The organism is Citrobacter sp. CRE-46, assembly GCF_059615875.1.
This window is the reverse complement of the sequence record NZ_CM184341.1, coordinates 4472004-4498657: the sequence shown is the minus strand read 5'-3', so window position 1 is coordinate 4498657 and position 26654 is coordinate 4472004. Positions and strand designations below refer to the sequence as shown.

Below are 26654 nucleotides of genomic sequence, written 5' to 3'. Positions count from 1 at the left end.
AATGTTTTTATAAGTAGGGCTATGTTCAAATTACCACGAGTTATTAAACGAGGTAGTCCCTATGGGTTCGCTTACAAACAAATCATTAGCGCAAAGATTGGCGAGGATGGTGATGCGAATGAAGGAAAATATGGAAATGTCCATATCACCATGGTGAATGGTGGCCCGGTTATTGAGCTTTTTTGTGAGCCAGATGAGTCTAAGGAAGAAAGTGATGGCGATATCGGTCAGTTGAATGCATTTTTTGACATTTTGGAATTAGAGCCGGAATCAACAGAGCGATATCAGTTAACCAATATTGATGGAGAAGACGCGTTTATCCGTATTGGTTCCATCGCTATGGTGCGAGTCCCACTTGATGTGCTGGAGCCTGTCGAGGAAGATGATATATAACAGATTTCGTCATCTTAACTCAGTTGTATTAGCTCAGACTTGATGTGACGGTTTTCCCTAGCAGCACACAATCAAATCTGATAGTCTGCGAAGAGCGAAGAGCGAAGAGCGAAGAGCGAAGAGCGAAGAGCAGATTGTGTTACTCTGTACAGAATTATGATCCTTTTTTCCAGATAAAATCCAGCAATAAAGAAGTTTTTTGATTTTAATTTATAAGAGGAATTTGTGTTGTGTGTCTATAAAAATAATTAATTTTACAATGATGAACTTCTCAATAATTTATCAAAGTAAAAATTATCCTGGAATGAGGCTAATAGCAATGCGGAATTAAAAACTTCCATCTTTGAAATATTTCAGCACCTCTTCATCACTAGACTGGCAATAAATAAAGAGCTAAAATACAATTATTTCAAATTATTGAAGAGAGATTTATGAATAGCACATTAAAAGAACTTGAGAGAAATTGCGCACCAATAGATTTTATTGAACCACTGGCTCGATTGGTCTTGGATGATTTAGCTATGTGGGCAAATGATAATATATACTCAAAAAAATCTGGGTGTTTAACTTATGAACTGCCTCTTGATGGAAACATCAATGCAGCTTGTACAAGTTATCATGATTCACGCTATCGAACCCATATTGAAATTAACCTTGGAATGGTTCAGGAAATCTACATCCAGTCATTTACCTATCCAGGTTACATTAAAAATCTAGAAAGCGGAAATTGGCATTTCAACGCTCTTGATGAGCCCTTTAGTGATGCTGAATTTTTATTCGAAGGTGGTATCCCCCCAAGAATCAGCGCGTCTGACACGGTCGCTCATATGGTCGAGCTATACAAAAATATTCCCAACAACAGAAATACCATGTGGACTGATGAAGAATTAATTTGCCGTTTTGCCATGTTTGAATTAATGATTGCGTGGATATTTTTTCATGAACTTGCACATCACGTTCAAGGGCATTACAAGATAAAAAAAGAAATAAAAGAATCGGTTACTTATCATGAACTAGATTACTCAAGCAACACTAATAATTCCAATCCTGAGGTAACTCCCAGCGTCATCCAAAAGAACATTGACCAGCATGCCAGAGAGATACTTGCAGACCTCGAAGGCATGTATTTAACACTGAGGATGATGGTGAGAAATGATACATTAACACCACCTAACACTTTTTTGCTTTTATATGTCCAAACTTCAATGTTTAATGTATTCTATAAATTATCTGAGGGAAAGTATACGGAATTAGATAGCGTTAAAGTTTCTCACCCCCACCCTGTAATTAGAAACAAATTTGTGCACGCCCTGTATGTCTCTGTGATGAGTTGGGAATTGGGTAATGAGATATACCAAGATTATCGTCAATCTGTTAGCCGAGGTTTTGAATATTATACTGTAAAATCATCATTGTTAGCTGGAATGATATGGGCAATGAGACAATCTGATTACAGTCCGGATGCAATGCCCCAATTTCTTAAATTTAGTGATGAGACCGAGTATTCCACAGATTATAACTACCTTAGAGAATTGACCTTAAGCGCTGAAAGGCAATCATCCATGATATCACTCTTGCATATCATCGATAATGATTCAGATAATATTTTTAAATTAACAAAATTAGACAATCTATTCACTCATTTTTTAAATGTTAATGAAGAATAAGTTCCAATGATTAGTGTTCAATTTCATCAGAGGTCTGAACTCCAGTCATTTGTACAGGGCTACTGTTGTAGCCCTAACAACCCTAGATTTCAATCAACTCAGAGATATCTAACTCATCACCGACTTAATGCCTATATAGCGGAATGAGCTTTTCATGTCAGATATAACAATGTCCGCATATTGCACATAACGGCCAGAATTTTGGCGGGCTGGTCTGCTCTGAGCGAGGTGCGGGCATTAACACTTAGAAGATGGTTATCTTGTTATAGCCTTGATTTTTATCCACTAGATTTCAAATACTTGCTAAAACAGAAAGTGAAAATCATAGCATACAAGCCATTTTGGAACTGTCGAAATCCATGGGTTAACTCATAAAACTCAGTTACAGCTGGCGGTCTTGAGGTTAAATGGCGGAAGTCTAAAACAATCATTACATTATATGCACATTTTAGAGTCGAAAATGAATATGTGGGCTTGATATAGGGCTCCGAAGGTAAAAGTGGTCAATGAGCCCTCTGTTTGCTATTTGTTTTCTGCTAACTGATCGGGGCGAATAATATATAGCTCTGGAGACTGATCGGTAGCGTTGTCAGGAGGCATCATCATAACCCATGGACGGCCTATAAATTTACCGCCTTCAAAAAACATGCCTACTTCATCGCGCCAAAAACGTTTTGTCGCCAACACAGCTCCAGGCCAAATTGATTCAACGATTTCTTTCAACGTTGGAGTCATATAACTCACAAGGTTCATTAATCGATTAGCATGATGGGTGGCACTTTCAGGACCTATACTTTTAGCTATTAACATCACCATTGCAAATAACCGTTCTGTGCGCCTTCCCATTTTGACATCCAGCTTAAGTGTCAACCCATCCGGAAGTTGGGCTTCTAAAGCTCTAATGTCTATATCCACTTCAAAAACAGATTCATCAAAGCTTTCCCACATTTGTAAGTAAGTCATGTTACGATCGAGTAAATAAATAGGTGATGGTATATTATCGTAATATTCTAAAATCTGTGCTGCAGGTGCTCTATCAAATGACTTTGTATAGACCAGTGGTCTTGCTAATGCAGCGGCCAAATGAATTGCTCGAGCAGGTTCAAACTCATCAATACCCATTATTTTAAGTTGATGACGAATATTTTCTGCTTCTACAAAAAATCTTTCTGCTTCAGGATGATAAGGAATATATTTTCCATCTTCAACTTTGATACTTCTTTGTTGCTCTTTTTTATTATGACACAAAAAAGGATGTAGCCATCCTAGAACAGTTTCCCCTCCCAGGCTTTCAAACCAATCAGGTTGAGGAACAAGAGCTTGAAGTATCAATTCAAGTTGTTCGTCATTTACAGCGGCAAAAAGTGATTGATTAACGGCCTCTCGTTCAGAATGCTCATAAACATCAACTAGGTGATTGCTTCCAGTGACATAAGGCCATAGGAGTTCGTACATCAAGAATGCATCATGATTTTCTGAAAACCAACCGGCCCACTCAACTTCAGCTACTGAAATATTATCAGGGAATTGCCAGTCCTCTCCCAGTTCAGGAAGAAGCCATTCCTTTTCAGTCTTTATCTCCCCATTAAAATTTATGATGTAACTCTCTGGCTCAATCCCTCCTATCCAAATATTGTCGTCCTCATTATTAGATTTGGGGTTAATCAAAGCGGGTTTACCAAATCTTACAGTCACTCCAGAATAAGTTCCCTTCAATGTTTGCAATACATTCTGTTTCATATCAGCAATAGCACTAGGTAGTTCTGTCAGGGATAGTCTACGCTCTCCGCTAATCGAATTAGCCGACAAATCACCAATGCCTCCAGACTTAATTGATGCTCGGAATGGTTCAAATAATTCACGTGGTCCCCAATAGCTAGAAATATCTTTATATTGATTTGCATTTAATTTTACAGTGCTATCGTCACTTACATTCCTAATGATGAAGGGGATAAGCAAGCGATGGGTGATCATTCCCAAGGTAGAATCATGGAGCCACATTCGCGATAGTAACGGGCTTTCTTCAACATATTGCAACATTAAGTCGCCGTCAATATAGTCCAGAGAATAACCTGGAAAATTATCAATGTATTCACGCTTTCCCTGTGGAGAAATGCGGCCATTCGTAAAAAATAAAGCAGACTTAACTCCAAACTTTGCCAAAGCTATAACAATTTCATCTGTTTCTCGTGAGCTAACAGATTTTGTGTCGTCAGAGTGGTGTTTGCATTGGGTTAAATGCGGTATACCTTCAGGAGTTATTGAAAGTATATCTCTTCTACCATCGCCAGGGCCATCAAGAATGCGAACCTTAGTATGACCAAGAGACCATTTAAGAATGTCAGCAGCAAGTATGGGAAGCGAACTGGGGTTTAAAGACCCGCTTAGTTTGTATCGAGAATCAATATCAGCCATTTATCTGCTCCTATAAATATCATTGTAGAGATTCGCCTTGCTTAGTTATATCAAATATAGATAATCTATTCTTGCCCTCATTGAATATCAAGATGATGTAAGCAACGTCCGCAACTGGGTCAGATTAGGTTTAGATCTGTGCTAGAGCTGTGTCAGCTCAAATCTGAGCTAATACAACTCAGTCATGTTTGTCCGGGTTCGATGCCGAAGAACAATGAATTTTCGCGTTGGTATCTGTGTTGGTATAAAATGAAAGTGTTTTTAATTAGATGTTTTAAATCATGAGGTTATGATTTATGTGCGAGTCCGGCCTTCGCACTCACCGTCTAAACACCTCTTTCCTGTGCCACTCTACAAACCCTTCTTTTGGATAATTCTCGCGCATCATCGGCAGCGCTATCGATTTACCGTCGAAATCCCAGAACAGTCTTCCCACCATACCGCTGCCATTAACTGCGGGTGATACCTGAACCCGCATGCTTTCATCCAGCCCAATCGAACCTTTATCAAAGGCTTTATGGTGAATTGCGCACAGCGCCAGGCCGTTTGAAATCTCGCACGGGCCGCCGTGCTGTTTCCATTTGATGTGGGCGGCTTCCAGGGCGACTGAGGTGCTGTCGTGGCGCATATTGAAGCCACAGATGGCGCATTCATAGTTATAAGCACGCAGAACCTGCTGGCGGAACAATGGGTCCCGTTGTTTGCGGATTTGCAGGATATCAAATCCCAGTTCATCCGCGATCTCTTCCTGAATGCTTTCGGTGAAGTGCGCCTCGAGGATTTGCTGGGCCAGGACATTAATAAGATTCTTGCTCTTTTTCAGCAGGGCAAAATGTTGTTCATCAAAGCCTCCGGCAACGTTATGTGTCACCAGTTCTCCGGCAAGGGGCTGTTTGCTGCTGCCGGATGTTGAACAATGCTCGGCGTTTTGTAGCTCCCAGAACCCATCTCCCTGTAAGCGCCAGAAGGGCATATCCGGGCGGTACTGCGCGCGCTGTGGTCCAAATCGCTCCAGCAGGCTATGCAACGGGTCGCGAACCTCCGAACCGTAGTCAAACAGGCGACCATGACCCTGCTGATAACCCGCCAGCACATGAAGCAGCAGCAGAGGCTTATGCGGCGCACGCTGCTCGCCTTTACGCCAGATGGTAATGTCGGCAATTGCCTGTTGCAGGGTTTTACTGGAAGCCATTGATTTCATTATCAGGTAAATAATTGCGATGATGCTCGCAAAATATCATCTGTTCAAGGGGGGGAGACCGATACACTATGGATGTCACTTTATCGCATGCCGTTATTTCAGAAAGCCTTTGGTTAAAGGAACCAGCCCCATGAATGAACTACCTGACACGCTGCCGCGCGAGTACATCATCAAGGCCATTCACGCCTATGAGTCGGGCTTCTCACATCGTTTCAAAGAGGCACGGCTTTATGAGCTGGAATTTCAGGGGCGTCGATATCCGTCAAAAGCTATTGCCGGAATTGCGGCGACGCTTTTGACGGGCAAAGCGTTTACCCCGCAGGATTTCTCCGGCGGTATCAGTTCGAAATGCGTCAGATTATTGACTGAGCAAGGTTTTCATATTGTTCAGGATAAAAATCGTGCTGCGGCGGTGAGCGACACGATCTTTCCTGAAGAACTCGAAGCGCAAACTGAATATATCAAGGGGGCAGCGACCCTGGTTGCTGTGAATCGCTATGAGCGCGACCGCAACGCCCGACAGGCAGCGCTTCACCACCACGGCTATCAGTGCAAAGTGTGTGGCATGGATATGTCAAAGGTCTACGGTAAGATTGCTGAAGGGTTTATTCATGTACATCACCTGGTACCCTTATCGGTAATAAAAGAAAACTACCGCCTTGATCCCATCAATGACCTGATCCCTGTGTGTCCAAATTGTCATGCTATGCTGCACCGGCGCTGCCCGCCGTATACCCCGGAAGAACTGAAAAATATGCTGTGCTAAATGCTCAAAAAGGCACCCCGCAGGCACCTCAAGGACTATCACACTCTCACCCCTTTGACGCTTTCCCCGCAATCACTCCGATAAACTCCAGCACCTGCTTTTGCTTGCGCGCGGAGAGCTTTTCCACGGCGCGCAGGGATTTCATCAGTTCTGACTCTTCGGGTTCGGCTGTGCGTGCGGCATGCACTTCTGGATCAAATGAAACTGCAATACAATGCGTATCAGTCATGGTGACTATTCTCCGATAATAGTTACTGCGATCAGCGATGCGCAGGTGTTGGCGCACCTTTGCATCGCGCTAATAAAACCCCTGTAAATTCCCCCTGTATCTTGGGTGAAGTCCAGATGTAAATAAGATGATATAAGCGCGAATAGCACGCTTTTGGAATAAATAGAAAACGCCTTCATCCCAATAAATCCGGTATTATTCAGCGTATAAATTCATTACCTTCCACACGCCTGAATATCCCCGCGCTCCAGAAAACAACGCCTGTCGATATCTGCCAAAAATGCGATCTAACTCACTGAAGCAAATAGCAAACTCTGAAACAACACCGTTTTGTACACTTTGCTTTACACTTTTAGTGATATGTATCACAAATAGTAACCCGCGAAGTGATCCGACTCTCACAAAATGGGGTGTACTCATTCACCAATACAAAATGAGAACAGCCTGGAAAGTTAAGTTTTCAGTATTTCCGGTCGCAGGTAACGCTCAACAGCGAACGACAAAACAACACGCAAAAAAAAACTTGTTGAATATGAATAGGTAAAAAAATGACGTGTGATTTGCATCACTCACATTTACAGATTTTTGAATTATTGCCAGTGATTAATGTTGCTCGAGCTATTTCCATAATCAATTAAATCTTGCATAGTGCCTCCACATTATTTCTCCCCCTGGCTCAGGAGGCGAATAGTTATATTTCATCAGACTTTATTGATGAACCAGGTATGCTTTACTTCACATTAATACGTACATGACCACTGTTACTGGAGAAACAAAATGAATTATCCGGCAGAACCCTTCCGTATTAAAAGCGTTGAAACTGTATCTATGATCCCGCGTGATGAACGCCTTAAGAAAATGCAGGAAGCGGGTTACAATACTTTCCTGTTAAATTCGAAAGATATTTATATTGACCTGCTGACCGACAGTGGCACCAACGCAATGAGCGACAAGCAGTGGGCCGGAATGATGATGGGTGATGAAGCGTACGCGGGCAGCGAAAACTTCTACCATCTGGAAAGAACGGTTCAGGAACTGTTTGGCTTTAAACATATTGTTCCGACTCACCAGGGCCGCGGCGCTGAAAACCTGTTATCGCAGCTGGCTATTAAACCTGGGCAATATGTTGCCGGGAATATGTATTTCACCACTACCCGTTATCACCAGGAAAAAAATGGCGCGGTGTTTGTCGATATCGTTCGTGACGAAGCGCACGATGCCGGTCTGAATATTGCATTTAAAGGTGATATCGATCTTAAAAAATTACAAAAGCTGATTGATGAAAAAGGCGCCGAGAATATTGCCTATATTTGCCTGGCGGTGACGGTTAACCTCGCGGGCGGGCAGCCGGTATCGATGGCTAACATGCGTGCGGTACGTGAACTGACAAAAGCACACGGCATTAAAGTGTTCTACGACGCCACCCGCTGCGTAGAAAACGCCTACTTTATCAAAGAGCAAGAGCAGGGCTTTGAGAACAAGAGCATCGCAGAGATCGTGCATGAGATGTTCAGCTACGCCGACGGTTGTACCATGAGTGGTAAAAAAGACTGTCTGGTAAACATCGGCGGCTTCCTGTGCATGAATGATGACGAAATGTTCTCTGCTGCCAAAGAGTTAGTCGTGGTCTACGAAGGGATGCCATCCTACGGCGGCCTGGCCGGACGCGACATGGAAGCCATGGCGATTGGCCTGCGCGAAGCCATGCAGTATGAGTACATTGAGCACCGCGTGAAGCAGGTGCGCTACCTGGGCGACAAGCTGAAAGCTGCTGGCGTACCGATTGTTGAACCGGTGGGCGGTCATGCGGTATTCCTCGATGCGCGCCGCTTCTGCGAGCATCTGACGCAGGACGAGTTCCCGGCGCAAAGCCTGGCTGCCAGCATCTATGTAGAAACTGGTGTACGTAGTATGGAGCGCGGAATTATCTCTGCGGGTCGTAATAACGTCACCGGCGAACACCACAGACCGAAACTGGAAACCGTGCGTCTGACGATTCCACGTCGCGTTTATACCTACGCGCATATGGATGTGGTGGCCGACGGTATTATTAAACTTTACCAGCACAAAGAAGATATTCGCGGGCTGAAGTTTATTTACGAGCCGAAGCAGTTGCGTTTCTTTACCGCGCGCTTTGATTATATCTAAATAAGCATTATGGCCCCATCTGGCGATGGGGCTTTTTTGTCTTCTTTTTCCATGAACAGGAAGCCTTTGCGGTGTCCGTTACCGTGACAGAACTATAAAAAGTAAACCCTGACTCCGACATTTTTATTATCCGCATGATGTACAAATGACAGCTGTAATTATAACGAATAGTCTACAGGAACATTTATCATGGATATTAATGCCATTGAGCGACAGAGTAGTACCCCCGGACTGATTAGCGGAACCATGTTGGTTATCGCGACCGTAGTGGGTGGCGGAATGTTTTCCCTGCCGATTGCGATGGCCGGCGTATGGTTCCCCGGTGCGTCGGTTATTCTTCTCTTTATTGCCATCATGATGTTATTAACCGGCCTGATGCTGGTTGAAGTTAACCTACATTATGGCGCTGGTGCCAGTTTTAATACCTTTACCCAAGATTTATTAGGCCGTAAGTGGAATATCGTGGTGGGTATCGCTTTCGGCTTTGTGCTGTATATTCTGACCTATGCCTATATCTCCGGTTCATCGGCGGTGATGGCGCAAACCGTATTTAAATACAGCGGAGTGCGTTTTCCGGCAAATATCTCGGTGATTATCGTCAGTATGCTGGTTGGGGCAATTGCCTGGTACAGTTCCTTGCTGGTTGGACGCATCACTACCGTGCTGATTATCGGTAAATTTGTGGCGTTCTTTGCCACCTTCTCCGGGCTAGTGGGCCATATCGAAGTGGCAAAACTCGTCGACAGCGTGGCGGTGGCGCTGCCCAATTCGCAGTATCTGCCGTATATCCTGATGACGCTGCCGTTCTGCATTATCTCGTTTGGTTTTCACGGTAACGTGCCGAGCCTGGTCAAGCTGTACGGCACGAGCGGGATTTCGAATATTACGCGCTCTATTATCATCGGCACGCTGTTTGCCCTGCTGCTGTATATCTTCTGGTTAGCCGTTACGATGGGCAACATTAGCCGTTCCTCGTTCCCGCCAATTATCGCCAAAGGCGGCAATATCGACGTGTTTGTCGAGGCCATCAGCGGGCTGTTCACCAGCCGTTATATGGATCTGATCCTGACCTTCTTCGGCAACTTCGCGGTAGCCAGTTCCCTGCTGGCGGCGACGCTTGGCCTGTTTGATTACATCGCCGATCTGTTTCATTTCCCGGATGACGGCATGGGCCGCCTGAAAACCGCGCTGGTGACTTACTTCCCGCCAGCCGCCGTGTGCTTCTTCTTCCCGAACGGTTTTGTGCACGCGATTGGTTACGCCGGTCTGGCCTTTACCATCTGGAGCGTGATCCTGCCGCCGTTCCTGGTGAAAGCGGCGAGGAAGTGTTTTCCGACCGCCAGCTATACCGCGCCGTGTAATAACACCGTGCTCAATCTGGTGATTGTCTGTGGGGCGATTGTTTATCTGACGGTTGTTCTCGACGTATTTGGTCTGCTGCCAACGTTTCGTTAGACGGAGTCAAAATGAAAAACGTGTTGTCTGTTCAGTCGTCAGTCGTTTATGGCTATGCCGGAAATAAAGCCGCCGTGTTGCCGATGCAGCTTTCGGGGATCGATGTCTGGCCGTTTTACACCGTGCAGTTTTCCAACCACACCCAGTACGGGATGTGGCAGGGCATGGCGATGCCGCACGGCGAGTTGAGCGCCATCATCAGCGGGCTGGATGACCTGCAAAAGCTGGCGCAATGTGATGCCGTATTGTCAGGGTATCTTGGAGATAAACGCCATTGCGAAGAGGTCAAGCACGCGGTCACCACCATTCGCCAGCGTAATCCGCAGGCGCTCTATTTTTGCGATCCAGTAATGGGCGACCCGCAAAAAGGCTGCATTGTCGCGCAGGGCGTGGAGTCCTATTTTGTCGATGACGCCATTCAACTGGCCGACATAATGGGGCCGAATCTCTATGAGCTGGGTGTGCTGACGGGCAGACAACTGCGTAGTTTTGACGAGGTGGTGGAAGCGGCGCAGCAGCTGGTGTCATGGGGCGTGAACAAGGTACTGGTGAAGCATCTCGGCGACTGCTCGCGTGACAAACAGGCGTTTGAAATGCTGCTGGTGACGGCGGAACAGACGTTACACATCGCCCGGCCGCTGTATAGCTTTGCCAAAATGCCGGTGGGCGTAGGGGATCTGATTTGCAGCGTGATGCTGGCCTCACTGCTCAATGGTTATGATGACAAGCTGGCGCTGGAGCGGACCACCAGTATTGTTGACGCGGTGATGCGACTAACGAAAGAGCGCGACTCGTATGAACTGCGGCTGATAGACGCGCGTCACCAGATAATGGAGCCGCAGATTCGCTATCAGGCAACGGTACTGTAGCGCCGCAAGGAGGCTCTATGTTTCTGACATTGCTACGATTTCAGCATCCGCTGGTCTACCGTTTTGCGTGGCTTCGTCTGTGGGTCAGGGTGTTAAGAGCGTGCGGGCTGCGCAAGTGAAAGGGGGCCAGTTGCCGGATGCGGCGCTTGCGCCTTATCCGGCCGACAAATGAGCGTGAAACGCAGACATTACACGCGGAAGTAGCGTGGTGGGATCAACGCAGAAAAGGCGTCGAACTTCTTCACCATCTTTTTCCAGAACAACATAACAACAACCCTCGATTTGAAACATCGGCGCTATTTTAGTCAGCGCCGACAAATCGTAAAGCCTGTCACCTCGTTCCGATCCCAGGGCGGTGTAAACCTTTATGGTCACCGCGTCGTCAAATACGATTGCCGCGAATTTGGCGGGGTTGACAACGGGTTACGCCATAAACCAGTAATAAAAGAGACCGACTTTCAGGCCGAGGATCACAATGTAGGCGCAGCAGTATTTCATGGTGCCAGACATTATCTGGTTGGCCTGGCCGTCCATTTTGGTGGCTGAAACTGCGATGGCGATGCTCTGCGGCGAAATCATTTTTCCGCCCGTTGCGCCGGAGGTATTGGCCGCCGCCAGCCAGTTGGGATCGATATGCAGCTTACTGGCGGCAATAGTTTGCAACTTACCGAACAGAATGTTCGAGTTGGTATCGCTGCCGGTCACAAACGTGCCCAGCGCGCCAATCACCGGGGCGAGGAAGACGTATGAGCTGCCGGTCAGATCGACAATCGACTGGGCCAGCGTGGAAATAATTCCGCTGAGATCCATCACCGTGGCCAGCGCGACGATCGCCATAATCGCCACAATGGAATTTTTAAGCTGGAAAATGGTTTTGATAAACACTTCCAGCATCCCACGTGCCGAAGCCCCCTGAATAAAACCGCCGATAATGGTCGCAAAGATGATCAGCATCCCCGGCGTGGTCACCCATTCCACTTTCAGCGCCAGGGTTTTGCCGTCGGCTAGCGTGAAATGCAGTACCGAGGCCAGTTGGGACGCCGCGGCTTTTATCGTCGGGAACAGCGGTGAACACAGCAGGATAAAGACAAAAATAAACAGATAGATAGAGCCCACGCGGAACAACACTTTTGCCGAGCGCGGCGTGGTTTCGCGGGTATGGCTGACCTCAATGCGCCATTCGGGATCGGTTTTCCCTTTGCGCAGGCGGCTGACTATCGCGACGGCAAACAGGCTGACCAGGCTCCCGGCAAAGGCAGGCAATTCCGCGCCAAGATGGATAGCAACAAAATATTGCGGAACCAGCGTGGTGATGCCGCACATCAGCGTGATCAGAAATACGCCGCGAATGGCTTTCAGGCCGCCGCCAATTATGCAGACAATGACAAACGGCAGCAGGATATTAAACAGCGCCAGTTGCAAAATAATGGTTCCGCCTAAGGTATAAACCGGCAGATTAACCTGTTCCGCCAGAATAGAAACCGGGATCCCGACCGCGCCGAATGCGGTGGGAACGGTATTTGCAACCAGAGAGGCGATCGCCGCCTTCAGCGGGTTGAATCCGAGCGCAATAAGAATGCCGATTGGAATGGCGACCGCCGTACCATAACCCGCCGCAGCTTCAAGGAATCCGCCAAAGCACCATGAAATCAGCAGCACCTGAATACGCTTATCTTCGCTAATGCTGGCGAGAATATCGCGCAGAATATCCAGCGCTTTGGTCGCCTGCATGACGTTATAACTGAAGATAGCGCCGAGGATCACTATCACGATCGGCCATAATCCCTTCAGTGCGCCATAGCCTATTGCGGCTTTCAGATTCTGTACGGGCATTTCCCAGAATAGTGCTGATAACGCGGCAGTGAAAACTAAAGAGATTAGCACGGAATAATGGATGGCCATTTTTAGTTTTAATATTAAAAATACCATCAGTAGTAACGGAGAGAGTGCCAGGGCAAACATAAAATATTCGTTCATTGCTATTCCCGATTGGTTTATTAAACCTGATTTATATTTATGGCGGGGAGGCTACATTGCTGGATTAATAAAAGCTGTAAACTGAATCGCTTCAGTGGATAAAGTAATTATGATTTGTGGTTTTGTAACTATTGTAATCTTTTAATTAAAGTTTAATGCCGAATAAATATACTTAAGAGTAAGCGGAATACCTATAAGTAGTTATTTAACAACATGTTTGATAATGGTGGTGACGAGAATAGTTATCTCCTGAAACTATTCTTAAGGTGTTAATAATGCTGTGGTTTTAAATATAAAAATGTGAGCGATGCCGAAATAAATAAACCTGGCTATTGCATGTCCGAGTCGATTAGGGGATTCTTTTGTTTTGTCATACAAATGAAAATGCAGACATTTGCGATTGTCCTGATATAAGAAACGGAGAGTCGCCATCAAAGGAAAACGATCTGAGCAACATTATGAACCCAGGCATTAGTAAAACGAGCAAACCGAAAAACTGGGTGTGAAAGACGATTGAACCTTTGCTTGATATAGCAATATCAAGCGCAATAAACAGAAATGAAGCAATGGAGTGGTTATTGTGAATGTAAATTTCTTTGTTACCTGCATTGGTGACGCACTGAAATCACGGATGGCACGAGACTCCGTATTGCTGCTGGAAAAACTGGGTTGTCGCGTGAATTTCCCCGAGAAGCAAGGGTGTTGCGGTCAGCCAGCCATCAACAGCGGTTACATCAAAGAAGCGATCCCCGGGATGAAAAACCTGATCGCCGCGCTGGAAGACAACGACGATCCGATTATCTCTCCGGCAGGCTCCTGCACCTATGCGGTAAAAAGCTACCCGACCTATCTGGCCGATGAACCTGAGTGGGCGATCCGTGCTGAGAACGTTGCCGCGCGTATGCAGGATCTCACTTCCTTTATTGTCAACAAACTGGGCGTGGTGGATGTCGGCGCCAGTCTGCATGGCCGCGCCGTATATCACCCCTCCTGTAGCCTGACCCGCAAGCTGGGTGTGAAGGAAGAGCCGCTCACACTGCTGAAAAACGTGCGCGGGCTGGAGCTGCTGACGTTTGCCGATCAGGACACCTGCTGCGGCTTTGGCGGAACATTCTCGGTCAAAATGGCTGAAATATCCGGCGAGATGGTGAAAGAGAAAGTTTTCCATCTGATGGATGCGAAGCCGGAATACTTGATTGGCGCAGATGTCAGCTGCCTGCTGAACATTGGCGGTCGACTGCAACGGGAAGGTCAGCCGGTCAAAGTGATGCATATTGCTGAAGTGCTGATGAGCCGCTGAGGGGAAAGAAATGTCGATAAAAACCAGCGATGTAGAATTTAAACTGCGCATTCGTCAGCAGATTGAAGACCCGATCATGCGCAAAGCCGTGGCTAATGCGCAGGAGCGTATCGGCGCGAATCGACAGAAAATGGTCGAGGAGTTAGGCCACTGGGAAGACTGGCGCGATCGTGCCAGCCAGATCCGCGATCACGTTCTGAGCAATCTCGACGCTTACCTGTATCAACTCTCCGAGAAAGTGACGCAAAACGGCGGGCACGTCTATTTCGCCAAAACCAAAGAAGAGGCTACCCGCTACATTCTGCAGGTCGCACAGAATAAAAATGCGAAGAAGGTGGTGAAGTCCAAGTCGATGGTGACCGAAGAGATCGGCGTCAATCATGTGCTGCAGGATGCCGGAATTCAGGTGATCGAAACCGATCTCGGCGAATACATCCTGCAACTGGATCAGGATCCGCCTTCGCACGTCGTGGTCCCGGCCATTCATAAAGATCGTTATCAGATCCGCCGTGTGCTGAACGAACGTCTGGGCTACGACGGCCCGGAAACGCCGGAAGCCATGACCTTATTCATTCGCCAGAAGATACGCGAAGATTTCCTGAGTGCCGAAATCGGCATTACCGGTTGCAACTTTGCCGTGGCGGAAACTGGCTCGGTGTGTCTGGTGACCAACGAAGGCAACGCGCGCATGTGCACCACGCTGCCGAAAACGCACATTGCGGTGATGGGTATGGAGCGTATCGCACCGACGTTTGCCGATGTGGATGTACTGATCACTATGCTGGCGCGCAGCGCCGTGGGCGCACGTCTGACGGGCTACAACACCTGGCTGACCGGCCCGCGTGAGGCGGATAACGTTGACGGACCGGAAGAATTTCATCTGGTGATTGTCGATAACGGGCGCTCGCAGGTGCTGGGTTCAGCGTTTCGTGATGTGCTGCGCTGCATCCGCTGCGGAGCCTGTATGAACACCTGTCCGGCGTATCGTCATATCGGCGGGCATGGCTATGGCTCCATCTATCCAGGTCCCATCGGCGCAGTGATCTCTCCGCTGCTCGGCGGCTATAAAGATTTTAAAGACCTGCCGTATGCCTGTTCACTGTGCACGGCCTGTGACAGCGTCTGTCCGGTGCGGATCCCGCTGTCAAAACTGATCCTGCGGCATCGCCGGGTGATGGCCGAAGAGGGCATTACCCCGAAAGCCGAGCGACGGGCGATCAAAATGTTCGCTTATGCCAACAGCCATCCAGGGCTGTGGAAGGTCGGCATGATGGCCGGGGCCCACGCGGCGAGCTGGTTTATCAATGGCGGTAAAACGCCGCTTAAGGTTGGCGCGATTGGTGACTGGATGGAGGCGCGCGATCTGCCTGATGCTGACGGCGAGAGTTTCCGCAGCTGGTTTAAGAAACATCAGGCGCAGGAGAAAAAAAATGGATAACCGTACCGCATTTTTAAACACCGTCGCCCAGGCGTTGGGTCGCCCGCTGCGTTTCGAACCGCACGCGGATGCCGCGCCGGTTAACAACTATGCCAACGAGCGCCTGACCGAACTGAGCCCCGAGCAGCGCTGCGAGGCGTTTATCCAGTTTGCCAGCGAGGTGATGCTGGCCCGCTGCGAACTGACCCGCGAGGATCAGGCCGCAGACGCGGCGCTCCGCCTGTGTGAGGAGCTGGGGCCACAACCGGTGGTACTGAGCGGCGACAGTCGGCTGGTGGAACTGGGCATTACCGAACGCTTACAGCAGGCATGCAACGCTGTGGTCTGGGACCCGGCGCGCGGTAGCGAAAATATTACCCAGGCCGAGCAGGCGAAAGTCGGCGTGGTCTATGCCGAGTATGGCCTGACCGAGTCCGGCGGCGTGGTGCTGTTTTCCGCGCCGGAGCGCGGGCGTTCCCTGAGCCTGTTGCCGGAGTCGTCGATTTTCGTGCTGCGTAAAAGCACCATCCTGCCGCGCGTAGCACAACTGGCGGAAAAACTGCATCAGAAAGCGCAGGCCGGTGAGCGGATGCCGTCGTGCATTAACATTATCAGTGGACCCAGTTCGACGGCGGATATTGAGCTTATCAAGGTGGTTGGGGTGCATGGCCCGGTGAAGGCGGTGTATCTGATTATTGAGGATTGCTAAGACAGGATGGAAAACCGCTCTGGCGCTACTGCCAGAGCGGGACAGACTTTATGCAATCATGCTGATGATCAACACGATTATCAAACCCACCACGGAGTTTACCAGTTCCAGCAGACCCCAGGTTTTCAGCGTATCCTTCACCGACAGGTCAAAGTAGCCTTTGAACAGCCAGAACGAGGCATCGTTGATGTGGGTCAGGGTGTTGGAGCCTGCCGCCGTTGCCAGCACCAGTAACGCCGGATCGACGCCCACCAGTTGACCGGTTGCCGGGTCGAGGATGGCTGCGCTGATAATTCCCGCCGCCGTCATGGCTGAGACCACGCCCTGACCGGTTGCCAGACGAATTAATACGGTTATCAACCACGCCATGATGTACGGAGAAATATTGCCGTGCGACATCAACATACCGATGGTATCGCCAATGCCGGTATCGATGATGGTCTGCTTCAGTACGCCGCCCGCGCCGATGATCAGGATCACCATCGCGATACTTTTCACCGCGTTTTCAAAGGCGTTCATGACCCATTGCATATCATGACCACGCGCGGTACCAAACAGCACGAAGGCAACAATCATGGCGATGAACATTGCAATCGGTGAAGAACCGAGGAAGTTGACCACTTCCCATGCTTGTGTCCCTTTTACCAGCCAGATGTTGGCAATGGTGGTGGAGATCATGATGATCGCCGGGATCAGCGGCACCAGAATAGACACGCCGAATGACGGCAGATTGTTCTGGTCAACCGGGACGTCGGCTTTCATGAATGACGGCGTCGGACGATCGAGGTTGCCAAGGAACTTCGGCAGGATAAGTCCGGCGCAGATTACGCTCGGAATGGTTACCAGAATACCGTAGATGTAGACCATGCCCATGTCAGCGCCGTAGGCGTTAACCAGTGCCACCGGGCCTGGTTGCGGTGGGAACAGGGAGTGCGCGGTGGTGGCGGCGGCAACGGCGGGGATCGCCAGCTTGAGGAACGGGATCTTCGCTTCCGCAGCAATAACGATCACCAGCGGCGCCAGCATAATAAACGCTACTTCATAGAACATCGCCAGGCCGAAGATCAGACCAATAATGATCACCGACAACTGCACATAGCGCAGGCCGAGGCGCGCCAGTAGCGTATGGGCAATCTGATGTGCCGCCCCGGAATCAACCATCAGCTTACCGATGACCGCCCCGAATACCACGATAATCGCCAGCTCTCCCAGCGTACTGCCGAAACCGGATTTCATGGTGTGCAGCAGCTCCATTAAATCCATACCCGCCAGCATGCCGACCGAGAGCGCCGCCAGCAGCAGGGCGACCATCGAGTTTATTTTGAATCTTAGATTAAGTACCAGCATCAGACCGATGCCGAATACGACCCACAGAATATTGAGAACGTGCATAAAACGTCTACCTTCTTTTGGTTGAACCATTATGATTTTGGTTGAGATGTTACATATATTGGTTAACCATTGATGCGATAGATGTCACATTGCGTTACATGTTTACATATTCACCGTGTATTTTTGCGGCGCACATAGGATTAAATCGGCTTTCATTGTGATTTGGTTAACCAATATCGCCATTGAGGTTGACATGTAATACCAAAAGGAGGAATTTATGCGCCATATCGTCGAGTCCATAATGTAAACGAGGAACAAAACATGGAACAGACATGGCGCTGGTATGGCCCTAACGATCCGGTCACCTTAGCGGATGTGCGTCAGGCGGGTGCCACGGGCGTTGTCACCGCTTTGCACCATATCCCGAACGGGGAAGTGTGGACGGTTGATGAGATCCTAAAGCGCAAAGCGATTATTGAGCAGGCGGGCCTGGTCTGGTCGGTCGTCGAAAGCGTGCCGATCCACGAAGACATTAAAACCCGTTCTGGCAACTATCAGCAGTGGATCGCCAATTACCAGCAGAGCCTGCGTAACCTGGCCCAGTGCGGCATTCGTACCGTGTGCTATAACTTTATGCCGGTTCTCGACTGGACCCGTACCGATCTGGAATACGTCCTGCCGGACGGCTCCAAAGCGTTGCGTTTTGACCAGATTGAATTTGCCGCCTTTGAGCTGCATATCCTCAAACGTCCGGGCGCGGAAGCAGACTACACCGCCGAAGAGATTGCTCAGGCCAATGAACGCTTCGCAACCATGAGCGATGAAGACAAAGCGCGTTTGACCCGCAATATCATCGCCGGTCTGCCGGGTGCGGAAGAAGGCTATACCCTCGATCAGTTCCGTCAGCATCTTGAGCGTTACAAAGATATCGATAAAGCCGCGCTGCGCGAGAATTTTGCCGTCTTCCTGAAAGCGATCATTCCGGTGGCAGAAGAAGCTGGTGTGCGTATGGCGGTACACCCGGACGATCCGCCGCGCCCGATCCTCGGCCTGCCGCGTATTGTTTCCACCGTGGAAGATATGCAGTGGATGGTGGATACGGTCAGCAGCATGGCGAACGGTTTTACCATGTGCACCGGCTCCTACGGCGTTCGTGCGGACAACGACCTGGTTGACATGATCAAACAGTTTGGTCCGCGCATTTACTTCACCCATCTGCGCTCCACGCTGCGTGAAGATAACCCGAAAACCTTCCATGAAGCGGCGCATCTTAACGGCGACGTTGACATGTACGAAGTGGTGAAAGCGATCGTCGAAGAAGAGCAACGTCGTAAAGCTGAGGGCAAAGAGGATCTGATCCCCATGCGACCGGATCACGGTCATCAGATGCTTGACGATCTGAAAAAGAAAACCAACCCCGGTTACTCCGCGATTGGTCGCCTGAAAGGGCTGGCGGAAGTGCGTGGTGTTGAAATGGCTATCCAGCGCGCTTTCTTCAGCCGTTAAAGCAGATTTGCCGGTCACCTGTCTGGCCGGCTTTTTCCTTTTCTCTTCCGTTGGTATTCCAACGGCTTCTGGAGTTCACGATGACAACGACAATTGCCAGTAGCAACCTGCCGGTTGCGCGTCCGGCGTGGGACAGTTCTCGCCTGCAATCCCGTATTGTTCACCTGGGATGCGGTGCTTTTCACCGCGCGCATCAGGCGCTGTACACCCACCATCTCTTAGAAACCACCGACAGCGACTGGGGTATCTGTGAAGTTAACCTGATGCCGGGTAACGACTGCGTACTGATTGAAAACCTGCGCAAGCAGCAACTGCTGTATACCGTGGCGGAAAAGGGCGCGGACAACACCGTGCTGAAAGTGATTGGCTCGATGAAAGAAGCGCTACACCCGGATCTTGACGGTTGCGACGGTATTTTACAGGCCATGGCGCGCCCGCAGACGGCGATTGTCTCGCTGACGGTCACGGAAAAAGGGTACTGCACCGACGCTGCCAGCGGCCAGTTAGATCTCAATAACCCACTGATTAAGCACGATCTGGCGAACCCGACCGCGCCGAAATCGGCGATTGGGTACATCGTACAGGCGTTGCATCTGCGTCGCGAGCAGGGGCTGGCGGCCTTTACCGTGATGTCCTGCGATAACGTGCGTGAAAATGGTCATGTGGCGAAAGTCGCGGTGCTGGGCCTGGCGCAGGCGCGCGACCCGCAGTTAGCGGAGTGGATTGCAGCTAACGCCACCTTCCCATGCACCATGGTAGACCGCATTGTTCCGGCAGCGACGCCAGAAACGTTGCAGGAAATTGCCGACCAGTTGGGCGTTTACGACCCGTGTGCTATCGCCTGTGAGCCGTTCCGTCAGTGGGTGATTGAAGACAACTTCGTCAATGGTCGCCCGGACTGGGATAAAGTCGGCGCGCAGTTCGTTGCCGATGTAGTGCCGTTTGAAATGATGAAATTGCGCATGCTTAACGGCAGCCACTCTTTCCTCGCGTATCTGGGCTATCTTGGCGGGTATGAAACTATCGCCGATACCATGACCAATCCCGCGTATCGCAAAGCGGCGTTTGCGCTGATGATGCAGGAACAGGCGCCGACGCTGGCTATGCCGGAAGGCACCGATCTCAACGCCTATGCGACGCTGCTGATCGAACGTTTTAGCAACCCGTCTCTGCGCCACCGCACCTGGCAGATTGCGATGGATGGCAGCCAGAAACTGCCGCAGCGCCTGCTGGATCCGGTGCGTCTGCACCTGCAAAACGGCAGCGACTGGCGTCACCTGGCGCTTGGCGTCGCGGGCTGGATGCGTTATACCCACGGCGTGGATGAGCAGGGGCAGGCCATTGATGTTGTTGACCCAATGCTGGCTGAATTCCAGCGTATTAACCAACAGTACCAGGGGGCTGAACGTGTGACGGCGCTGCTGGGGCTGAGCGGGATTTTTGGCCATGATTTAGCGGAAAACGCCGACTTTGTTGAGACGGTTATCGCCATGTATCAACAACTGTGCGAGCTGGGCGCGCGTGAGTGTGTTGCCGCGCTAAGCGCTGACGCTTAATTCCCCGAACTATGACGGGTCAATCAAAATACTGATTTGGTTGACCCGTTTTCTGTTTTTGACTTGCCGCAAATGCTATAGTTCGATACCTATTCACCGTATCTGATTACACGCTTCTGACGGACATAACACGATGAAATCGAACACTTCTCAACAAAGACCCTACCAGGAAGTGGGTGCCATGATCCGCGATCTGATTGTCCAGACGCCGTACCAGCCCGGTGAGCGTTTGCCGCCGGAGCGTGAAATTGCTGAGATGCTTAATGTCACTCGCACGGTGGTGCGCGAAGCATTAATCATGCTGGAAATTAAAGGACTGGTGGACGTGCGTCGTGGCGCCGGAATCTACGTGCTCGACAATGCGGATGCGCAGAGTATCGACAGTACGGATGTAAATCACTGCAACGATGCCGGTCCGTTTGAACTGCTGCAGGCGCGCCAGTTGCTGGAAAGCAACATCGCTGAATTTGCCGCGCTGCAGGCCACTCGCGAAGACATCGTCAAAATGCGTCAGGCGTTGCAACTGGAAGAGCGTGAGCTGGCCTCCAGCGAACCGAATGGATCAGAAAGCGGTGACATGCAGTTTCATCTGGCGATTGCGGAAGCCACGCATAACAGCATGCTGGTGGAGTTATTTCGCCAGTCATGGCAGTGGCGTGAGAACAACCCGATGTGGATCCAGCTTCATAGCCACCTCGATGATACTCATTACCGTAAGGAGTGGATGGTCGACCACAAGCAGATCCTGGCGGCGTTAATTAAAAAGGACGCCCGCGCGGCCAAGCTGGCAATGTGGCAGCATCTGGAAAACGTCAAACAACGGCTGTTGGAATTTTCAAATGTCGATGATATCGACTTTGATGGCTATCTGTTCGAGTCCTGGCCGCTGGATAAAGTTAACGCCTGATTTCGCTTCTTCAGCCACACGGACAGCTTCGGTCCGTGTGGTACTTTCCCTCGTGATTATTCCCCTTTTATCGTGCTGAATTGGACATAAAAAATTTTGTCTGGCGCCTCAGCCGGGATTTTTTCGCCGTCTTTACACGACGTAAATTGATTTATATCAATTAAAAACAACTTAATTTTGCATGCGAAAAAATGGGTTATTTACCTTATTTTTACCTTTTCGTGCTTATTTTTAGACAAAACAGGTCAGCATTAAGTGAGAATCAAAGTGATTCCGGCAGTGGTTTGGGTAGAACCGCTTTGCATAACAGTACATAAAAACAAGCAGTTCGCATAAAAGTAGACATTAATAACGGTATGTAACTTATTGGCTGTAATGATGTTTTGATTGAGTGTAATAATTCGTGTCAATGCTTCATGCGTTTTTAATCAAATGAATAAAAATGAATATATGTAAAGTTAAAATTACACATTATTCTATAAACAAGTTATCTTTCACTTGAAATATCGTTCCATTTTACCTCGCTTTATTAACAGTTTTATTACGATTGTGAATGCTTTTTACCGTTGACATGTTTTTACACTGACTGCATATTTCATCGCCATAAGCGTCTTATTGCGTTCAGGAGATGATGACGATGCCTTCTCGAGATTATCCCGATATCCGAAAAGCCAGGGGTACCCGATCTAAAGATATGGTTCTTTTAAGTGCCCGTGTTGATAATTCTCTGTGGGAATATGTCCGAACGCTGGCATTTGAAACGCGAAAAAGTAAACAAGATATTATCGCTGAGGCGTTAATGCTACATCGCTCTATTAACCAGGGCGAGAATCAAGAGTAAACCTGGCTGACCTTATTCCGGATTTTGAATGAAATCTGAGTAGTGAATTATTTATTGCCACTTCATTATTGCCTTTATTGGTGTGTTTTTGATTTCTCCCCTTGGTATTCAGGGGGCTTTTTTATGAGGACTTTCTGCCTTCATAACAAAGTTGATAGCAAAATTCACAATTAAAAGTGAGTAAAAATATGAAAAAGTCAGCAGTGGTATTAGCAGTGATGGCATTAGGCATCACTTCCGCTCATGCAGCGGAAATTTATAATAAAGATGGCAACAAACTTGATTTGTACGGCAAAGTAAAAGCGGTCCACTCCTGGACTGACGGCACCGATGCTGACGGCACCTACGCACGTCTGGGTTTTCGCGGTGAGACTCAAATCAACGATCAACTGACTGGCTATGGTCAGTTTGAAAGTCAGTTTGATGCCGCTAAAGCAGAAGGTTCACAGAATGGTGTTAATACACGTCTGGCGTTTGCTGGTCTGGATTATGGCCATGACGTTAGCTTTGACTACGGTCGTAACTACGGTATCGCTTACGACGTGGGAGCTTACACTGACACTCTTTCAGAGTTCGGCGGTGACTCCTATGAAAATACTGACCGCTTCCTTACTACACGCACTTCTGGCGTTGCAACACTCCGCACCAAAAATCTGTTTGGTGCCGTTGATGGCCTGAGCCTTGGCGCGCAATATCAGGGTCAGGATGATACCGATAAGGATCCAACGAAACAGCATGGCAATGGCTACGGCTTCTCCCTGGGCTACGATAATATCGCCGATTCCGGCGTGTCTGCGATTGCGGCCTACACCACCAGTTCAGTGACTGCTCAGCAGAAACAGAATGGTTGGGATGGCGAAAACGCAGAGTTCTGGGGTGCTGGCCTGAAGTATGATGCTAACGCCATCTACGTAGCGACGATGTATGGTGAGTCTCACAACCTGATTCAGGATGCGGACAAAGCTGAGCACTTTGAAGCGATGGCTGCGTATGTGTTTGATTTTGGTCTGCGTCCGAACGTGGCTTATGTCCATACGCGTGACAACAATAATAATGACCTGACCGAATATGTGGCGCTGGGTACGGACTACTACTTCAACAAAAATATGGTTGCTGATGTAGGTTATAAAATTAACCTGCTTGATGGCGCTGACGGCGACAACCAGGTTGTTGCGGGTCTGACCTATCAGTTCTAATTTGTTGTGATAATATGTAAAAGGCGTCTTTTGTAAGACGCCTTTTTTACATCTGCCTGTTTTTAAAGGAGCAAATTAAGTCGATCAGGATTATTAAAGCGGGCGATTTTTTTAAACCAGAATATATGCGTTTTTGAAGATGGTGTTGATGTTGAATTAACATGTCCATTTTTACGCATTTTAAAGTGAGTTTATAAATTAACGGTTGTGAATTTTAATTTTCCTGGTGGGTATTTTGTTCTTTATTTAGGGTTGCCGAATCGCTGTTTATATCATTGCGTGAGACTGATAATCGCAGCAAAAAACAACGCAACGGCACCACGCAGCGTGGCGTTAATGATGGCCTGAGCGCCGCTTCCCAGTAGATTAATATTGCGCGGCACGCTAAGTTGACGGGCGAGGGGCATCACCAGCGAGGTGGTCCCCTTAAAGATTCGCCAGCGTCAGCAGGGAAGGAATTTGCGACAGCAGATATAACAGCAGCCCAATAGAACCGCCGACCAGCGTGCCGTTGACGCGAATAAACTGCAAATCTTTGCCAATGTTTAGCTCAATTTGCTGTGACATATCGCGCGCATCCCAGCTTTTCACCGTGTCGCTAATGTGGCGCGTCAGGAAGGCGGCGAACTCCGGCGCAACCTTATGCGCGGCCTGCTCCAGATGCCCATTCAATGAAGCGCGCAGGGCGCTGTCGGCAACCAGCGTTTCGCCGAACCACTGCCCGGCATTGGCAATGCGCTGCTTCACGCGAGAATCATCGGCGTTGATATCGGTTTTCAGCCACTGACGCAGGTCTGCCCACAGCTCGCCGAGATAACGGTTGAAGGCTTCGTCTTCTTTCAGATAGCTTTTGAGGCTTTCCGCTCGCACGGCCATTTCCGGATCGTGTTTGAGCTTATCGATGAGCTTAAACGTCGCGCGATCGAAGGCGTGGCGGATCTGATGGGCGCGATCGTGGCTGATGTCATCCAGCAAAGAGTTTACGGCGTCAGAAACCAGTTCGGCGCTGTGCTCGCCCAGCCATTCTGTCGGCAGGATCTTCGCTTTCAGTGGATGTTCGGTCTCCAGCCAGTGCACGATCTGCCGGGCGATAAATGCCCGCGAGCTATCGCGTTGCAGCAGAGCGATCAGTTGGGCGATCAGCGTGTCGAGCAGCACCTGATGGCGATTGTTTTTGGTCATGCTTTCCAGCATCAATGCGCTGGTTTCAGAGAGATCAACCTTATCGATGGCCTTGTGCACTGCCCGCTTGATCAGCCGCTGAATGCGGGCGTCGTCGGTCAGTTCGAGAAAACCGCTCATAATTTGCAGCAGGTGCTGGCCGATACGCCGGGCGTTTTCCGGCTGGCTGAACCAGTTCCCGATCAATAGCGCTGGTTCATGGCGGCGGATCAGCGCGACCAGGGACTGAGTGTCGAGAAATTTTTCCTGCACAAACTGACCGAGATTTTCCCCGATCCGATCCTTATTGCGCGGGATAATCGCCGTATGTTGCGAGATAAAAGGGATCGGCACCCGGCGAAAAAGCGCCACCACGGCAAACCAGTCCGCCAGTGCGCCGACCATCGCCGCTTCGGCGATCGCTTTGATTCCGAGTACCCAGAAGTTAGGCGGCAGAAACAGCGTGATAACGAAAGTGGCGGCGGCAATCAGCAGCAATGAGAGCGCCAGTCGTTTGGCGCGTTTGAGTTCAGCAATTTTATTCATAGGCTTAAGAATAGAGCCAGACGACAGGATCGTGCAAAAAATGTGGTGCGGCCCTCGTTTTTAGGCGACCAGATCTTACTCCGGGATCCAGTTGTCCCAGACAGGTAAGGGACCGAGTTCCGCTACCAGAAAATCGATAAACGATCGTACCTTGGGGTTGCTGTACTTACTGGGAAAATAGAGCGCATACAGAGCATGAGTTTCACAGGTAATCGTGCCGTCGAGCATCAACGGTGTTATTTCTTCTTTTTGAATATGATCGCCAATCAGGTAAGTCGGCAAGTACGCCACGCCCTGATCTTCCAGTACCGACTTCAGTAATACCAGGCTGCTATTGGCCTGGATCGGCATATGCAGTTTGAGCTGATGCAGACGATCCTGTTCATCAGCCACTTTTAGCACTGGCGTGAGACCCGGATACACCAGGCAATCATGGTTGACCAGATCGCTGCGGCGCTGGGGCATGCCTTTTTTGGCAAGGTAGCCGGGTGAGGCGCAGTACGCCCAGCGGACAGGCACCAACTTGCGCATGGCATAGTTCTGCGGCGGCGCGGTAGAAATGCGCAGAGCGATGTCGAAATCCGTTTCGTTCAGATTCACGAAGTTATCGTTGAGATCGATATATAAATTCACATCCGGGAACTGAGTGCGATATTTATCCACCAGGTTCACCAGTCGGGAATAACCAAACGCAATTGAGCAGGTTATACGTAATTCACCCTGTGGACTGTGGTAATAACCGGAAGTGGTATTCAGCGTTTCATCGAATTCTTTCAAAAGCTTATTAGCGCGGTTGAAGAGATATTGCCCGGCGTCGGTCAGGGTAATACTGCGGGTGGTGCGTTTAATTAACGTCGTCCCCAGCGTGTCTTCCATCGCGGCCAGGCTTTTACTGACCGCAGACGGCGAGACATTGAGCTGCGCCGCGGCTTCTGACAGCCCCCCGCAATCGACGATTTTCGTAAAAAATTCCAGATGCTTGAGTGAAATCGGCGTACTCATAGTTTCCTTTAATTCACAAGTGATTTGCAAAAACGGTACGAATAGGCCGTTACATTCGGCT

21 protein-coding genes and 1 pseudogene are annotated in these 26654 nt (G+C 49.2%); 14 read left to right on the top strand and 8 right to left on the bottom strand.

The annotated features are described in order from the left end of the window. Positions 1 to 21: 21 nt before the first annotated feature. Both AC534G_RS21865 and AC534G_RS21860 read left to right on the top strand, forming a co-directional pair. Positions 22 to 393, top strand: a complete 372-nt coding sequence (locus tag AC534G_RS21865) for a hypothetical protein (protein ID WP_223369725.1) — start codon at positions 22 to 24, stop codon at positions 391 to 393. A 431-nt stretch (positions 394 to 824) separates the two neighbouring features. Further along, positions 825 to 2060: a hypothetical protein gene (locus AC534G_RS21860; RefSeq protein WP_141400004.1), complete on the top strand. Its 1236-nt coding sequence runs from the start codon at positions 825 to 827 to the stop codon at positions 2058 to 2060. Between the two features lie 522 nt (positions 2061 to 2582). Here the strand turns inward: AC534G_RS21860 and AC534G_RS21855 are convergent. Next, positions 2583 to 4475 carry a restriction endonuclease gene (locus AC534G_RS21855; protein WP_071814223.1) on the bottom strand — a complete coding sequence of 631 codons (1893 nt, stop codon included), beginning with the start codon at positions 4473 to 4475 and terminating at the stop codon, positions 2583 to 2585. A gap of 319 nt (positions 4476 to 4794) precedes the next feature. Next, a complete protein-coding gene (locus AC534G_RS21850) occupies positions 4795 to 5667 on the bottom strand; it encodes a phosphorothioated DNA-binding restriction endonuclease (RefSeq protein WP_110496118.1) in 873 nt (290 codons plus the stop codon). 139 nt (positions 5668 to 5806) lie between these two features. On the opposite strand from AC534G_RS21850, the gene AC534G_RS21845 reads away from it, so the two are divergent. Next, on the top strand, positions 5807 to 6442 hold the full coding sequence (locus AC534G_RS21845; protein ID WP_110496117.1) for an HNH endonuclease: 636 nt from the start codon (positions 5807 to 5809) through the stop codon (positions 6440 to 6442). 46 nt (positions 6443 to 6488) lie between these two features. Here AC534G_RS21845 and AC534G_RS21840 read toward each other — a convergent pair whose 3' ends face one another. Further along, on the bottom strand, positions 6489 to 6671 hold the full coding sequence (locus AC534G_RS21840; protein WP_110496116.1) for a SymE family type I addiction module toxin: 183 nt from the start codon (positions 6669 to 6671) through the stop codon (positions 6489 to 6491). Positions 6672 to 7448: 777 nt separating this feature from the next. Between AC534G_RS21840 and AC534G_RS21835 the strand changes: the two genes are divergently transcribed. The 3 genes from AC534G_RS21835 (at position 7449) to pdxY (ending at position 11143) form a co-directional block, all read left to right on the top strand. Continuing rightward, positions 7449 to 8819 (top strand): tyrosine phenol-lyase, encoded by a 1371-nt coding sequence (locus AC534G_RS21835; RefSeq protein WP_038636869.1) that lies wholly within the window; start codon positions 7449 to 7451, stop codon positions 8817 to 8819. Positions 8820 to 9008: 189 nt separating this feature from the next. Next, a complete protein-coding gene (locus AC534G_RS21830; RefSeq protein ID WP_496594465.1) occupies positions 9009 to 10274 on the top strand; it encodes an aromatic amino acid transporter in 1266 nt (421 codons plus the stop codon). An 11-nt stretch (positions 10275 to 10285) separates the two neighbouring features. Beyond that, a complete protein-coding gene (gene pdxY / locus AC534G_RS21825) occupies positions 10286 to 11143 on the top strand; it encodes a pyridoxal kinase PdxY (RefSeq protein ID WP_110496115.1) in 858 nt (285 codons plus the stop codon). Positions 11144 to 11566: 423 nt separating this feature from the next. Here the strand turns inward: pdxY and AC534G_RS21820 are convergent, their stop codons facing one another. Next, positions 11567 to 13120, bottom strand: coding sequence for an L-lactate permease (locus AC534G_RS21820; RefSeq protein WP_085048380.1), 1554 nt, complete (start codon positions 13118 to 13120; stop codon positions 11567 to 11569). Positions 13121 to 13700: 580 nt separating this feature from the next. Here AC534G_RS21820 and AC534G_RS21815 point away from each other — a divergent pair. Genes AC534G_RS21815 through AC534G_RS21805 form a run of 3 tightly spaced genes read left to right on the top strand, consistent with a single transcriptional unit; the run spans position 13701 to position 16546 of the window. After that, a complete protein-coding gene (locus tag AC534G_RS21815; protein ID WP_042312620.1) occupies positions 13701 to 14420 on the top strand; it encodes a (Fe-S)-binding protein in 720 nt (239 codons plus the stop codon). A 10-nt stretch (positions 14421 to 14430) separates the two neighbouring features. After that, positions 14431 to 15858: a LutB/LldF family L-lactate oxidation iron-sulfur protein gene (locus AC534G_RS21810; protein ID WP_038636879.1), complete on the top strand. Its 1428-nt coding sequence runs from the start codon at positions 14431 to 14433 to the stop codon at positions 15856 to 15858. Then, positions 15851 to 16546, top strand: a complete 696-nt coding sequence (locus AC534G_RS21805; RefSeq protein ID WP_038636881.1) for a LutC/YkgG family protein — start codon at positions 15851 to 15853, stop codon at positions 16544 to 16546. The genes AC534G_RS21810 and AC534G_RS21805 overlap by 8 nt, the downstream gene beginning before the upstream one ends. Positions 16547 to 16594: 48 nt before the next feature. On the opposite strand, the gene gntP is transcribed toward AC534G_RS21805, so the two are convergent. After that, positions 16595 to 17938: a gluconate permease GntP gene (gene gntP, locus AC534G_RS21800; RefSeq protein WP_038636883.1), complete on the bottom strand. Its 1344-nt coding sequence runs from the start codon at positions 17936 to 17938 to the stop codon at positions 16595 to 16597. A 261-nt stretch (positions 17939 to 18199) separates the two neighbouring features. Between gntP and uxuA the strand changes: the two genes are divergently transcribed. From uxuA to AC534G_RS21775, 5 genes are all read left to right on the top strand, one after another. Continuing rightward, positions 18200 to 19384, top strand: coding sequence for a mannonate dehydratase (gene uxuA / locus AC534G_RS21795; protein ID WP_110496114.1), 1185 nt, complete (start codon positions 18200 to 18202; stop codon positions 19382 to 19384). 80 nt (positions 19385 to 19464) lie between these two features. Further along, positions 19465 to 20940, top strand: coding sequence for a fructuronate reductase (locus tag AC534G_RS21790; RefSeq protein ID WP_085048377.1), 1476 nt, complete (start codon positions 19465 to 19467; stop codon positions 20938 to 20940). 133 nt (positions 20941 to 21073) lie between these two features. Further along, the gene (gene uxuR / locus AC534G_RS21785; RefSeq protein WP_038636895.1) at positions 21074 to 21847 is read left to right on the top strand and encodes a Uxu operon transcriptional regulator; all 774 of its coding nucleotides are present in this window, start codon (positions 21074 to 21076) and stop codon (positions 21845 to 21847) included. Between the two features lie 637 nt (positions 21848 to 22484). Continuing rightward, entirely contained in the window at positions 22485 to 22688 is a 204-nt protein-coding gene (locus AC534G_RS21780; RefSeq protein ID WP_042312608.1) for a hypothetical protein, read from the top strand. A gap of 188 nt (positions 22689 to 22876) precedes the next feature. Then, the gene (locus AC534G_RS21775; RefSeq protein WP_069324131.1) at positions 22877 to 23884 is read left to right on the top strand and encodes a porin; all 1008 of its coding nucleotides are present in this window, start codon (positions 22877 to 22879) and stop codon (positions 23882 to 23884) included. Between the two features lie 272 nt (positions 23885 to 24156). Here the strand turns inward: AC534G_RS21775 and AC534G_RS21770 are convergent. The 3 genes and pseudogenes from AC534G_RS21770 to AC534G_RS21760 form a co-directional block, all read right to left on the bottom strand. Further along, positions 24157 to 24315: pseudogene (locus tag AC534G_RS21770) on the bottom strand (MFS transporter); the annotation flags it as partial. Beyond that, a complete protein-coding gene (locus AC534G_RS21765) occupies positions 24311 to 25591 on the bottom strand; it encodes a DUF445 domain-containing protein (RefSeq protein WP_110496113.1) in 1281 nt (426 codons plus the stop codon). The pseudogene AC534G_RS21770 and the gene AC534G_RS21765, both read right to left, overlap by 5 nt. Positions 25592 to 25666: 75 nt before the next feature. After that, positions 25667 to 26593: a LysR family transcriptional regulator gene (locus AC534G_RS21760; protein WP_110496112.1), complete on the bottom strand. Its 927-nt coding sequence runs from the start codon at positions 26591 to 26593 to the stop codon at positions 25667 to 25669. Positions 26594 to 26654: the final 61 nt, after the last annotated feature.

Excerpts from the sequence above, each read along its gene's own strand:
- AC534G_RS21865 (WP_223369725.1), top strand. The coding sequence starts at position 22 with ATGTTCAAATTACCACGAGTTATTAAACGAGGTAGTCCCTATGGGTTC.
- AC534G_RS21860 (WP_141400004.1), top strand. The coding sequence starts at position 825 with ATGAATAGCACATTAAAAGAACTTGAGAGAAATTGCGCACCAATAGAT.
- AC534G_RS21855 (WP_071814223.1), bottom strand. The coding sequence starts at position 4,475 with ATGGCTGATATTGATTCTCGATACAAACTAAGCGGGTCTTTAAACCCC.
- AC534G_RS21850 (WP_110496118.1), bottom strand. The coding sequence starts at position 5,667 with ATGGCTTCCAGTAAAACCCTGCAACAGGCAATTGCCGACATTACCATC.
- AC534G_RS21845 (WP_110496117.1), top strand. The coding sequence starts at position 5,807 with ATGAATGAACTACCTGACACGCTGCCGCGCGAGTACATCATCAAGGCC.
- AC534G_RS21840 (WP_110496116.1), bottom strand. The coding sequence starts at position 6,671 with ATGACTGATACGCATTGTATTGCAGTTTCATTTGATCCAGAAGTGCAT.
- AC534G_RS21835 (WP_038636869.1), top strand. The coding sequence starts at position 7,449 with ATGAATTATCCGGCAGAACCCTTCCGTATTAAAAGCGTTGAAACTGTA.
- AC534G_RS21830 (WP_496594465.1), top strand. The coding sequence starts at position 9,009 with ATGGATATTAATGCCATTGAGCGACAGAGTAGTACCCCCGGACTGATT.
- pdxY (WP_110496115.1), top strand. The coding sequence starts at position 10,286 with ATGAAAAACGTGTTGTCTGTTCAGTCGTCAGTCGTTTATGGCTATGCC.
- AC534G_RS21820 (WP_085048380.1), bottom strand. The coding sequence starts at position 13,120 with ATGAACGAATATTTTATGTTTGCCCTGGCACTCTCTCCGTTACTACTG.
- AC534G_RS21810 (WP_038636879.1), top strand. The coding sequence starts at position 14,431 with ATGTCGATAAAAACCAGCGATGTAGAATTTAAACTGCGCATTCGTCAG.
- AC534G_RS21805 (WP_038636881.1), top strand. The coding sequence starts at position 15,851 with ATGGATAACCGTACCGCATTTTTAAACACCGTCGCCCAGGCGTTGGGT.
- gntP (WP_038636883.1), bottom strand. The coding sequence starts at position 17,938 with ATGCACGTTCTCAATATTCTGTGGGTCGTATTCGGCATCGGTCTGATG.
- uxuA (WP_110496114.1), top strand. The coding sequence starts at position 18,200 with ATGGAACAGACATGGCGCTGGTATGGCCCTAACGATCCGGTCACCTTA.
- AC534G_RS21790 (WP_085048377.1), top strand. The coding sequence starts at position 19,465 with ATGACAACGACAATTGCCAGTAGCAACCTGCCGGTTGCGCGTCCGGCG.
- uxuR (WP_038636895.1), top strand. The coding sequence starts at position 21,074 with ATGAAATCGAACACTTCTCAACAAAGACCCTACCAGGAAGTGGGTGCC.
- AC534G_RS21780 (WP_042312608.1), top strand. The coding sequence starts at position 22,485 with ATGCCTTCTCGAGATTATCCCGATATCCGAAAAGCCAGGGGTACCCGA.
- AC534G_RS21775 (WP_069324131.1), top strand. The coding sequence starts at position 22,877 with ATGAAAAAGTCAGCAGTGGTATTAGCAGTGATGGCATTAGGCATCACT.
- AC534G_RS21765 (WP_110496113.1), bottom strand. The coding sequence starts at position 25,591 with ATGAATAAAATTGCTGAACTCAAACGCGCCAAACGACTGGCGCTCTCA.
- AC534G_RS21760 (WP_110496112.1), bottom strand. The coding sequence starts at position 26,593 with ATGAGTACGCCGATTTCACTCAAGCATCTGGAATTTTTTACGAAAATC.